Here is a 12,105-nt window from a genome sequence, read left to right on the forward strand (position 1 = left end):
CGATGAACAGGCGATAGGGCCGGGCGCATGGCTGACCGCTTCGACCCTTGTTTTTCGCACCCGTCGGCGCGCCCGCGATGATCCTGTCTTCGGCGGCGATCTTTGCCCTTGGCCTGTTCGCGGCGCTGTGGCTGCTCGCCGGCGTGTGGGCGACCTTGCGCGGGATCGCGATGCAGCGGCGTTCGGCGTTTGTCGCGGGGCAGGCCGAACGGCTGGCGAGTCTGGTCGAAGCCTCGCCGCAGCTGCCGGTGATCGTCCGCGCCGACTGGCGGATCGAGGCGAGCGAGCGGCTGGGCCGCTGGCTCGGGCTCGACCGCGGGCCGCGCAGTTTCGACGAACTGCGGGGGATCGGCGCTGGCCTGGACGCGGCGGCGCACGACGCGCTGCGCCAGGCGATCCTTGGCGCGCAGCGCGGGGCCAAGCCCTTTCAGCTCAGCCTGAAACCCGAGGGCAGCCACCGCACGATCATCGTCCACGGCGCCGCCGCTCCGGAAGCGGTCGGCGGGGCGGGATGCGTGTTGTTGTGGCTCAGCGATGCGACCGACGGGCAGCAGGCGCTCGCGCATGCGCGACAGGAGCGCGACGAAGCAATGGCGGCGTTCGAGGCCTTGTCGGGACTGATCGAAGCCGCACCCTTCCCGATGTGGTTCCGCGACACCGACTTGCGGCTTGCGCTCGTCAACGCCGCCTATGTCCGCGCGGTCGAGGCGAAGAGCGCCGCCGCGGTGATCGACGGCGGCATCGAGCTGTGCGAAACCGTCGCCGGGGTCAGCGCCGTCGATGCCGCCGAGGCCGCGCGCGCTTCGGGGTCGGCTGAGCTCCGCACCATCCCGGTGACGATCGAGGGTGAGCGGCGGATCATGCGCGTCGTCGACGTACCGCTCGCGCCCGAGGGGGGCCGCGTGATCGGCATCGCGGGCTATGCAATCGACATTCAGGAACTGGAAAGCGAGCGCGGCGCGCACCGCCGCTTCGTCGATACGCAGCGCGAGCTGCTCGACCGATTGTCGGCGGCGGTCGCGCAATTCGGCCCCGACCAGGGCCTTGCCTTTGCCAACCTGCCCTTTCGCCGCCTGTTCGGGCTGGAGCCGGAAGATGTGGCGGAGGCGCGGCCGTTCGCGCGGCTGCTCGACGCATGGCGCGAACGCGGGCGGACGCCCGAGGTGCGCGACTATCCCGAATGGCGACAGACGCATGTCGACTGGTTCGCGCTGCCGCACGCGAGCGAAGAGGATTGGCTGCTGCGCGACGGCACCCACCTGCACGTCGTCGCGCAGCCGACGCCCGACGGCGGATTGCTGCTGATCGCCGAGGACAAGACCGAGCAGGTGCAGCTGGCCGGCGCACGCGACACCCTGCTGCGCGTGCGCACTGCGACCTTCGACAATCTGTTCGAGGCGGTGGCCGTCTTTGCCCCCGATGGCCGCCTCCATCTCTGGAACCAGCGCTTCCGCCGCCTGTGGGGCATCGACGAGCCCACGCTCGCTGCGCACCCGCGCGTCGACGTGCTGATGGGCGGGCTCGCCGACCGGCTCGTGAAGCCGAACCAGATCAGCGTGGTGCAGGAAGTCATCCGCGCCGCGACGCTGGAACGGCAACAGCGCGGCGGCGAAATCGGTTTCGCCGACGGACGCTGGTTCGACTTCGCCTCGATCCCGCTGCCCGACGGAAATGCGCTGCTCATCATGCTCGACATCACCGCAAGCCGGAAGGTCGAGGGCGCACTCCGCGAGCGCAACGAAGCGCTGGAGGCGGCCGACAAGGCCAAGACCGCCTTCCTGTCGCGGATGAGTTACGAACTGCGCACGCCGCTGACCTCAATCGGCGGGTTCGGCGAGATGCTGCAGTCGGGCTATGCCGGCAAGCTGGGCGACCAGCAGCGCGCCTATGTCGATGCGATCATGGATTCGGTCGCGGTGCTCGGTCGCCAGATCGACAATGTGCTCGATCTGGCGCAGGGCGAGGCCGGGACGCTGGCGATCGAACGCGCGCCGGTCGACGTCGGCGCGCTGCTCGAAAAGGCGCTACAGGACACGCGGCCCTTCGCGGATGCCGAAAGGGTCGAACTGGTCGGCAACATCGCCGCCGACCTTGGCGAGATCGACGGCGACGCGCCGCGGCTGTCGCGCCTTGTCGCCGGGCTGCTCGACAATGCGGTGCGCTTCACCGCGCCGACGCGCAAATCCGACGGCCGCGTGCTGCTGCACGCCAACGGCGACAAGCGCGGGATCGACATCATCGTGTCCGACAACGGGCCCGGAATGCCCGAAGACGCCGCCGCGGTCGCGAAGGGGCAGCAGGCGGGCACCGACACCGGCGGCATCGGCCTCGCGCTCGCGCGCCAGCTCGTCGCCGCGCACGGGGGCACGATGGAAGTGGTGAGCGAGGCGGGACAAGGAACGCTGGTGCGCATCAGCCTGCCGCGCGGGACGTGATGCTGTTTCGCGCTTTGCCTCTTCCTGGAGCGACGAAGGATTCGCGCAGAGGCGCAGAGCGCGCAGAGAAAAAAAGATTCGCGCGGAGACGCGGAGACGCGGAGAAATTGTGCGTTCCGCGAAGCGGCTTCCCTCTTCCGACCTCGCTTCAGAATTCAGCATTCGAGAGATTGAAGGGCCTGTCGGCCCGGATATTCTCCGCGTCTCCGCGTCTCCGCGTGAGCCAAAAATCTCTGCGATCTCTGCGCCTCTGCGCGAATCAATCCCGACACGGCCATGCAATTCCGTCGCCCCTATAGTCTCGACGAAGCCGACGCCATCGGCGCGGCGATCGGCGGTGTGCTCGCACCCGGCGACGTCGTGCTGCTGTCGGGCGGTCTTGGCGCGGGCAAGACGACGCTGGCGCGCGCGATGCTGAAGGCGCGCGGGCTCGCCGGCGACGCGCCCAGCCCGACCTTCGCGATCGTCCAACCCTATGCGCCGCCCGAGGTCGACCTGCCCATCGCGCACGTCGATCTGTACCGGATCGAGGAGCCCGACGAGCTCATCGAGCTCGGCCTCGACGATTATCTTTACGACGGCGCACTGCTGATCGAATGGCCCGAGCGGCTCGGCGGCGAAGTCTGGCCCGATGCGCTCGCGCTCACGATTTCCGGCGAAGGCGAGCGCCGCGTCTTGACAGCGACAGTGCCGCCCGCTTGGGAGGCGCGATGGCCGCTCCCATGATTCCGCCCGACCATGCGCCCGCTTTCCTCGCCGCGCATGGCTGGGGTGACGCCCGGATCTTGCCGCTGGCGGGCGATGCGTCCTTCCGCCGCTATTTCCGGATCGTCGATGGCGACCGGCGCGCAGTGCTGATGGACGCGCCGCCGCCGCACGAAGACCCGCGGCCCTTCATCGCTGTCGCCGAATATCTGTGCGGCGCGGGGCTGAACGCGCCGACGATCCTCGCGCGCGATCTGGAAACCGGCCTGCTGCTGATCGAGGATTTCGGCGACGTGCGGCTGCGCGAGACGGTCGATGCCGCACTCGACCGCGAAACCGCCTGGTACAGCGGCGTCACCGACCTGCTGATCCATCTCCATGCACAGCCGCCGATGCCGGGGCTTGTGGTACACGGGCTCGAGCAATGGCTGGATGAGGTGATGCTGTTCGCCGACTGGTATTGCCCGGCGCTGGAGATCTCCGTCGATCGCGATGCGTTTCGCACCGCATGGGAGGCGGCGTTGTCGCCGGTCGAGAAGGATGGCTTGCCGCGCGTTACCGTGCTGCGCGATTTCCACGCCGAAAACATCATGCTCGTCGGGGGGCAGGACGGGCTTGCCCGTTACGGACTGCTCGATTTTCAGGACGCGCTGATCGGCCACCCGGCCTATGACCTCGCCTCGGTCCTCGAAGATGCGCGGCGCGACGTCAGCCCGGCGGTCGAGGCAGCGATGCTCGCGCGCTACCAGGCGGCGACGGGACGCGACATCGAGGATGCCTATTGGGCGCTCGCGGCGCAGCGCAACACGCGCATTCTGGGCGTTTTCGTCCGCCTTTGGAAACGCGACAACAAGCCATATTACCGCCAGTTCCAGCCGCGCATGTGGGGCCTGCTCGAACGCGACCTGGCGCACCCGGCGCTTGTCCCCGTCCGGCAATGGTTCGACGCCAACATCCCCGCGGCAAAGCGGGCGGAGGCATGGCTGTGACGGCGACGATCGAAAGCGCGATGGTGATGGCGGCGGGGATCGGCAAGCGGATGCGCCCCTTGACCGCGACGCGGCCCAAGCCGCTGGTGCGCGTCGCGGGCAAGCCGCTGATCGATCACAGCCTCGACCGGATCGAGGCGGCGGGGATCGGCCATGTCGTCGTCAACGTCCATTATCTCGCCGACGCGCTGGAGGCGCATCTGGCCAAGCAGAAGCGCGGCTTCACCATCGCTATATCCGACGAGCGCGCGCAGCTGCTCGAAACCGGCGGCGGGATGGTAAAGGCGCTGCCGCTGCTCACCGGCGACCCGATCCTGATCGTCAACAGCGACAATATCTGGACCGACGGGCCGCAGGACAGCATCCGCCACCTCGCGCGCCACTGGGACGATGCCCGGATGGACGCGCTGCTGCTCGTCATCCGGCAGGCGAGCGCGACGGGGCATCGCGGCCGCGGCGACTTCCACATGGACGGCGACGGCAAGCTGTCGCGCCGCAAGCCAGGGCGGATCGCGCCGTTCGTCTATACCGGCATCCAGCTCGTTTCGCGGCGCTTGCTGGACGGGGCGCCCGAAGGCCCTTTTTCGACGAATATCCTGTGGGACCGCGCGATCGCGGCAGGGCGGCTCTACGGCCTGTCGCACATGGGACAATGGTTCGACGTCGGCACCCCAGCGGCGATCGCGCCGACCGAAGCGGCGTTGAGTGAGGTTTGATAATCTCAATTCGTCATTGCGAGCGCAGCGAAGCAATCCAGAGTTGCGTAAACCGCTCTGGATTGCTTCGCTGCGCTCGCAATGACGACGTTTGAACTCGATGGCTGATACCAAGCCCACCCTGTTCTCCATCCCCGTCCAGCGGGCGTTCGCCGATGCCCTCGTCGCCGGGCTGATCGACCGCTTCGCCGACGGCGCGCTGGGGCTGGCCAAGGGTCTGGTCGTGCTGCCGAGCAACCGCGCGCGCAGCGCGGTGCAGGCGGCGTTTGTGCGCGCGGGCGGTGCGGGGCTGTTGATGCCGCGGCTCGTCGTGATCGGCGATGCCGACCTCGACGAATCGGTGGCGCTCGCGCTCGATCCGATCGACGAGAGCGACGCTCTTCCCCCCGCGATCGACGCGCTGAAGCGCCGGTTGATGCTCGCTCGCCTGATCGAGACGCACCACCCGCCGAGCGAAGAGCCGGTCACCGGCGCCGCCGCGTTCCAGCTTGCCGAGGGGCTGGGGCGGGTGATCGACCAGCTGCATTATGAGGAAGTCGCACCTGCGCGGCTCGCCGACATCGAAAGCGCGCTCGGCGACCTTGCCGAGCATTGGCAGGCGTCGTGGCGGCGGCTGTCGCTGCTCGTCGAGCATTGGCCCGCGCTGCTCGCCGCGACGGGGCATATCGACCGCGCTGACCGCCGCAACTGGCTGCTCGACCGCGTCAGCCGGAACTGGCGGATCGCCCCGCCCGCGCGCTTCGTCGTCGCGGCGGGCGTCACCACCGCCGCGCCCGCGATCGCGCGGCTGCTGCGCACCGTCGCCGATTTGCCGCAGGGCATGGTCGTGCTGCCGGGGCTCGACCTTGGCATGGCGTCGGAGGAATGGGAGGCGCTCGGCCCGGTAAAACCCGACCCCGAAAATCCGGCACGCCCGCTCGAAACCCACCCGCAATATCATCTGAAGCTGCTGCTCGGCCGCATGGGCGTGTCGCGCGACGAGGTATTGGAATGGGACGCGGCCTCGCCCTTCGACGGACCCGATGCCCGCGCCGCCTTCACCTCGCTACTCTTCGCGCCCGCCGCTTTTACCGCGCGCTGGCAGCATGCGGGCGATGTCCGCCCCGGCATCGCCGGGGTCAGCGCCGCGACCTTCGCCGACGACGGGCAGGAGGCGCAGGGGATTGCGCTGATGATGCGCCACGCGCTCGAAACGCCGGGCCGCACCGCGGCGCTCGTTACCCCCGACCGCGCGCTGGCGTCGCGCGTCGCGGCGGCGCTTGCGCGCTGGGACATTGCGGTTGACGACAGCGCAGGCCAGCCGCTCGGGCAGTTGCCCCCGGGCGCGTTACTGTTGCTGCTCGCCGAATTTGCCGCGGCGTTCGACCCGGTGCGGCTGATCGCGCTGCTCGGCCATCCGCTGGTACGAGCGGGTGGAGGGCGGCTCGACTGGCTCGATCAGGTCCGGCGGCTCGACCTCGTGCTGCGCGGGCCGGGACTGGTGCCCGGATGGGACGGCATCGCCGCACGGATCGCCGAACGCGCCGCCGACGCCACGGCGCGCGGCCATGGTGAGGCCAGGCTGGTCGGCGACTGGTGGAGCGAGGTCGCCGCCGGTCTCGGCGCCGCGCTCGCGCCCTTTACGGCGGGCCATGCCGTTCCGCCCGCTACCCTGCTTGGTGCATTGCAGGCCGCGCTTGGCTGGTTGACCGGCGAGGGGGCGTGGACGGGACATGCAGGCCGCGCGCTGTCCGATCTGTTCGACCGCTGGACGATGGCGAAGGGCGATGGCCCGGCACTGGTCGCGCCCGCCGACTTCCCTGCGATGCTCGCCGACCTGCTGTCGGGCGAAAATGTCCGCCCGCCCTATGGCGGCCACCCCCGGCTGTTCATCTGGGGCTTGCTCGAGGCGCGGCTCCAGCGCGCCGACCTGATGATCCTCGGCGGGCTCGACGAGGGGCGCTGGCCGCCGCAGCAAAGCCCCGACCCGTGGCTCGCGCCCGGCATCCGCCGGATGCTCGGCCTCGCCGCGCCCGACCGGCAACAGGGGATGGCCGCGCACGATTTCGCGGGCGCATTCGCCGCGCGCGAAGTGGTGGTGACGCGCGCGATGCGCAGCGGCGGCGACCCCGCGGTCGCCTCACGCTTCTGGCTGCGGCTGACGGCGCTCGCGGGCGAACTCCCCGAAGCGCGACTCGACGGGCAGCCGGTCACCGCGCTCGCCGCCGCGCTCGATGTGCCGCCGGGGCCGGTCGAACCCGCGCCGATGCCGCGCCCCTGCCCCCCCGCCGACGCGCGCCCCGGCCAGATCAGCGTCACCGGCGTCGATCTGCTCGCCAAGGATCCCTACGCCTTTTACGCCGGGCGCATCCTCCGCCTGTCGGTGCTCGACCCGCTGCGCGCCGGGCCCGATCCGCGCTGGCTCGGTACGCGCGTCCACGCGTTCATGGAGGATTGGCAGCGCGCGGGGGCGACGCCCGAAGCGCTCGAAGCCGAACTCGCGCGCCTCCATGACGACCCCGCGCTCGATGCGCTCGCGCGCGCCTTTTGGTTTCCGCGTATCGAACCCGCGCTGCGCTGGGCCGCCGCGCGCGTGTGGGAAGGTCGCGCCGCGGGTCGCGAACCCGTCGCGAGCGAGGCCAGCGGCGTCCATGAGCTCGGCGGCATCCGCCTGACGGGCAAGGCCGACCGCATCGACCGCCTTACCGACGGCAGCCTCGCTGTCGTCGATTACAAGACCGGCGCCGCGCCGAGCGGCAGCGCCGCCGCCGAAGGCCTCGACAACCAGCTCGGCCTGCTCGGCCTGCTCGCTGAAATGGGCAAGATCGACGGCGTCGCCGCGGGGCCGATCCACGCGCTCGAATATTGGAGCCTCAAGCCCGATCGCGCCAAAGGAACCGACGGCAGCATCGCGCCGACGCACGGCAGCCGCCGCAAGCTCAAGACCGCCGAGGAGGCGGTCGCGCGCGCTTTTGACGCCTTCGCCGACCTCACCGCCGACTACCTGCTCGGCGATAGCCCGTTCGCGCCAGGCGACGCCGCGCGGCGCTTCACCGATTACGATCAGTTGATGCGCCGCGACGAATGGTTCGGGCGCGGCGGCGAGCGGGACAATGGAGGCGCGCCATGACGCGGCTTCACGATCTCGACCCTGCGCAGCAAGCCGCCGCCCGGCCCGACGAGCATGTCTGGCTCGGCGCGTCGGCGGGGACGGGCAAGACGCAGGTGCTCTCGGCGCGCGTGCTGCGGCTGATGCTCGCAGGCGTCGCGCCCGACGCGATCCTCTGCATCACCTTTACCAAAGCGGGTGCCGCCGAAATGGCGCACCGCATCCACGAACGGCTGGCAATGTGGGTGCGGATGAGCGACGGCGATCTCCGGCTCGATCTCAACGCGCTGGGTGCCGACTGGCAGGAGCCGGGCATCCTCGACCGCGCGCGGTCGCTGTTCGCCACGGTGATTGACAGCGCGGCGGGCGCGATCCGGGTGCAAACGATCCACAGCTTCTGCCAGACCTTGCTCGCCAGCTTCCCGCTCGAGGCGAAGATCTTGCCCGGCTTCCGCGCGCTCGAAGAGGGCGAGGCCGCCGAATTGCAGCGGCAGGTGCTGTCGAAGCTGCTCGCCGAACCGGGCAGCGACGGTGAGACAATGCGCGCTGCGGCGGCGATGCTGTCGCGGCGGATGGGACAGGATGCAGCGATGACGTTCCTGACACGCTGCGCCCACGCCTTCGCCGCCCCGTTCCAGACGCGCCTCCTGCCGCCGCGCGGTCGCGATCTGCGCGCCGCGCTCGGGCTTCCCGACGGCGATGCCGAAGCGTGGCTCACGACCGAACTTGCCGCGGACGCGATCAGCGATGCTCATGTTCGCGCGGTTGCGACGAGCGGAACGAGCTGGGGCACCAAGACCGGGCTCGGCTGCGCCGACGCCATGGCGCGGTGGCTCGCCGCCGACGCGCCCGTGCGCGCCGCGATGCTTGGCGAACTGCTCGGCTGCTTCCTCACCGGCAAGGGCGAATTGCGCGCCGATTTTGCAGGCGACAAGGGGCGGATGACCGACTGCATCGACAGCGCGGTGGCGATCGTCGAGGCGGCACAAGCGCTGCTTGCCACCGCGCGCGCAATGGCGGTCACCGACGATCTCGCGGCGGCATGGGATCTGGGCAGCCGTTTTGCCGAGGCTTATGCGCTCGCCAAGCGTGAGGGCGGGCTCGCCGATTTCGACGATTTGATCGCGATTGCCGGGTCGCTGCTCCGCCTCGGCCAGTTCGGCGAATGGGTGCGTTTCAAGCTCGACCAGCGCACCGATCATATTTTGGTCGACGAGGCGCAGGATACCAACACCCGCCAATGGGCGATCGTCGCCGCGCTTGCCGGGGAATTTTTCGCCGGTGCGGGCGCCAAGGACGAACGCGTCCGGACGATGTTCACCGTCGGCGACCGAAAGCAGGCGATTTTCGGCTTTCAGGGCACCGAGCCCGCGGCATTCGAGGCGGCGCGCATCCGGTTCGGCGAGCGCGCGCTCGACGGCGGTCACCCCTTTGCCGAGGTCGATCTGGTCACCAACTACCGCTCCAGCCCCGCGGTGCTCGACGTCGTCGATGCATGGGTTGCCGATGGCGGCACCGAACTGATGGGGCTGGCGAGCGACGAGCCGCCGCACCTCCCCTTCCGCAGCGCGCACCCCGGCCGCGTCGAGCTGTGGCAGCCGCTGCCCGTCGGCAAGGCGCTGGCGGCGGAAGGCGAGAGCGAGGAAGCGGCCGACGTCGACGCCGGGGACGACGGCACCGGTGCGCTCGCGCCCGCGAGCGATCCCGCGAGCCTCCGCCTGTCGCGCGCGCTTGCCGACGAGGTGCAGGACTGGATCCGCCACGGCAAGGACGGGCGCAGCGTTGCACCGGGCGACATTCTGATCCTCGTCCGCCGCCGCCGCGACCTTGCCGCGCGCATCGTCGCGCGGTTGCAGTCGCTGGGCGTGCCCGTCGCGGGGGTCGATCGCTTCGCGCTGACGCAGCCGCTCGGCGTGCAGGATCTGCTCGCCGCGATGCGCTTTGCGGTCCAGCCGCTCGACGACCTCAATCTCGCCGCCTTGCTCGTCTCGCCGCTGATCGGCTGGTCGCAGGAAGATCTCTTCGCCTTTGCGCACGGCCGCGGCAAGCGCGCGCTGTGGGAACAACTCCGCACGCGCGAAGCCGAGGTGCCCGCCGGAACCATGGCGGCGCTCCGCCAGTTGCTCGGCATGGCCGATTTCACGACGCCGCACCGCTTCCTCGACCGCATCCTGTCGGGGCCGATGCAGGGGCGGCGGCGGCTATATGCGCGGCTTGGGCGTGAGGCGCGCGATCCGATCGACGAGCTTTTGAACCAGGCGCTCGCCTTTGAGCACCAGCACACGCCCTCGCTGCTCGGCTTCCTGAGTGAAATCGAGGCGAGCCGCGCCGACATCAAGCGCCAGACCGAAGCGCGCAGCGACGTTGTGCGTGTGATGACCGTCCACGGCTCGAAAGGCCTGCAGGCGCCGATCGTTATCCTTGCCGATGCGACCGACGATCCCGACCAGCGTCTGCGCGGTTTCGATCTCGCGCTCGAAGGTTGGGACAAGCTGCCCGTCTTTGCGCTGTCCAAAGAGGAACGTCACGGGCGGATCGCCGCCGCGCACGACGCCAAGGCGCGCGCCGAGATCGAGGAACATTGGCGCCTGCTGTACGTCGCGATGACGCGCGCCGAGGAATTGCTGGTCGTCACCGGCATCACCAAGGCGGAGGACCGCTCGGTCCCCGACCAATGCTGGCACGGCGCGGTCGACCGGGTGATGGAGGGCATGGGGCTCGGCTGGCAGGACGCTGGACCGCGCTGGGGGCAAAAGCGCGTCCACGCCGCGAATGCCAAGGCGTGGGGGCGGCGACGCGAGACGCCGGTTATCGCCGCACCTCTGCTTTCGATCCCCGCTTGGGCGACGCGTCCCGCACCCGAGGAAGCACGCCCGCCGCGTCCGCTCGCCCCGTCGGCGCTCGGCGACGACGATGTCGCCGCGCCGCCGCAGGGGGGCGAGCGCGGCGCCGCGGTGACGCGCGGCCTGCTGCTCCACGCATTGTTCGAGCGGCTGCCGCCCGTTGCGCCCGAACGCCGCCGCATCGCCGCAATGCACTGGTTGGCGGTGCAAGCTCCGGCGCTGGACGATCCGGCACGCGCGGCGATGGTCGATGAGGTGCTCGCGGTGCTGGACGATCCCGCGCACGCGCCGCTGTTCGGTCCCGGCAGCCTCGCCGAAGTGCCGTTGTCGGCGGTGGTCGATGGCGTGGTCGTCGCGGGGATCGTCGACCGCCTGCGCGTCACGGCCGACGCGGTGACGGTAATCGACTACAAGACCGGGCGCCATATCCCTGCAAATGCCGCCGAGGTCCAGACCGCCTATCTGCGCCAGATGGCGGCGTATCGCGACGCGCTGCGCGTGATCTTTCCGGGGCGGCGCGTTGCGGCGGCGCTGCTCTACACGGCCGCGCCGCGGCTGATCGGCCTCGACGACGCGCTGCTCGACGCGCACAAGCCCGGCTTGGCGGCAACCAAGGCGAATTTGCCGGGTTCCGCCCTTGAGCCGGACGCGCCGACGCCCTAGCTTGGCAACAACGATATTTCAGGAGTGCAGATCATGGGTACCAAAGCCATTACCGACGCGAGCTTTCAGGCCGACGTGCTCGACAGCGACACCCCCGTGCTTGTCGATTTCTGGGCCGAATGGTGCACCCCGTGCAAGATGATCGGCCCTGCGCTCGAAGAGATTTCGGACGAACTCGCCGGCAAGGTCGTCATCGCGAAGCTCAACATCGACGACCATCCCGACGCGCCGGGCAAATATGGCGTGCGCGGCATCCCGACGATGATCCTGTTCAAAAATGGCGAAATCGCCGACACCAAAGTCGGCGCCGCGCCGAAAAGCGCGCTCAAGGGCTGGCTGGAAGGCGCGCTGTAATCAAAAGTTCCCCGACGTCGGAGCCGACGTCGGGGTTCTTCTATCGGTCATTAACGCCAATAGTCATGGCGTTCGGATCCGTCGAAACCGACCCGATGTCAGGCAGCAGTTGCGGAAACCTCTGCCCTGACCCACACGGACATGGATCCTTGCGACCGAGTTTTTCGATGAGTTCCTTGTCGCCGTGGACGAAGCGGTGTCCCCGCTTGACCTGTGTTTCGGAGGGATAACCTTTACGCCGTTTCGAGCTGGCCTCGAAAGCAGGGCAGGTCGGCGAAGTCCTTTTGGCGTACCATGACGGCCTCCTATGAT

General features: G+C 69.6%; 8 protein-coding genes. 7 read left to right on the top strand and 1 reads right to left on the bottom strand.

The window, feature by feature from the left end; translation table 11 throughout:
- The first annotated feature begins 77 nt into the window (after positions 1-77).
- The 7 genes from VSX77_RS04975 (at position 78) to trxA (ending at position 11,793) form a co-directional block, all read left to right on the top strand.
- Positions 78-2,435, top strand: a complete 2,358-nt coding sequence (locus VSX77_RS04975; RefSeq protein WP_338427217.1) for a PAS domain-containing sensor histidine kinase — start codon at positions 78-80, stop codon at positions 2,433-2,435.
- A gap of 276 nt (positions 2,436-2,711) precedes the next feature.
- Complete coding sequence (tsaE, locus tag VSX77_RS04980; RefSeq protein ID WP_338426556.1) at positions 2,712-3,161, top strand: tRNA (adenosine(37)-N6)-threonylcarbamoyltransferase complex ATPase subunit type 1 TsaE; 450 nt, start codon at positions 2,712-2,714, stop codon at positions 3,159-3,161.
- Positions 3,146-4,129 (top strand): aminoglycoside phosphotransferase family protein, encoded by a 984-nt coding sequence (locus VSX77_RS04985; RefSeq protein WP_338426557.1) that lies wholly within the window; start codon positions 3,146-3,148, stop codon positions 4,127-4,129. Before tsaE ends, VSX77_RS04985 begins: the two co-directional genes overlap by 16 nt.
- Positions 4,120-4,845: a nucleotidyltransferase family protein gene (locus VSX77_RS04990; protein WP_338426558.1), complete on the top strand. Its 726-nt coding sequence runs from the start codon at positions 4,120-4,122 to the stop codon at positions 4,843-4,845. The genes VSX77_RS04985 and VSX77_RS04990 overlap by 10 nt, the downstream gene beginning before the upstream one ends.
- A gap of 100 nt (positions 4,846-4,945) precedes the next feature.
- Complete coding sequence (gene addB, locus VSX77_RS04995; protein WP_338426559.1) at positions 4,946-7,954, top strand: double-strand break repair protein AddB; 3,009 nt, start codon at positions 4,946-4,948, stop codon at positions 7,952-7,954.
- Positions 7,951-11,439: a double-strand break repair helicase AddA gene (gene addA, locus VSX77_RS05000; protein ID WP_338426560.1), complete on the top strand. Its 3,489-nt coding sequence runs from the start codon at positions 7,951-7,953 to the stop codon at positions 11,437-11,439. Before addB ends, addA begins: the two co-directional genes overlap by 4 nt.
- Positions 11,440-11,472: 33 nt before the next feature.
- Positions 11,473-11,793 (top strand): thioredoxin TrxA, encoded by a 321-nt coding sequence (gene trxA, locus VSX77_RS05005; RefSeq protein WP_338426561.1) that lies wholly within the window; start codon positions 11,473-11,475, stop codon positions 11,791-11,793.
- Between the two features lie 40 nt (positions 11,794-11,833).
- Here the strand turns inward: trxA and VSX77_RS16435 are convergent, their stop codons facing one another.
- Positions 11,834-11,962: an SEC-C metal-binding domain-containing protein gene (locus tag VSX77_RS16435; RefSeq protein ID WP_422397304.1), complete on the bottom strand. Its 129-nt coding sequence runs from the start codon at positions 11,960-11,962 to the stop codon at positions 11,834-11,836.
- Positions 11,963-12,105 lie beyond the last annotated feature (143 nt).

Origin of the sequence: Sphingopyxis sp. TUF1 (genome assembly GCF_036687315.1) — a bacterium.
Classification (GTDB): domain Bacteria; phylum Pseudomonadota; class Alphaproteobacteria; order Sphingomonadales; family Sphingomonadaceae; genus Sphingopyxis; species Sphingopyxis kveilinensis.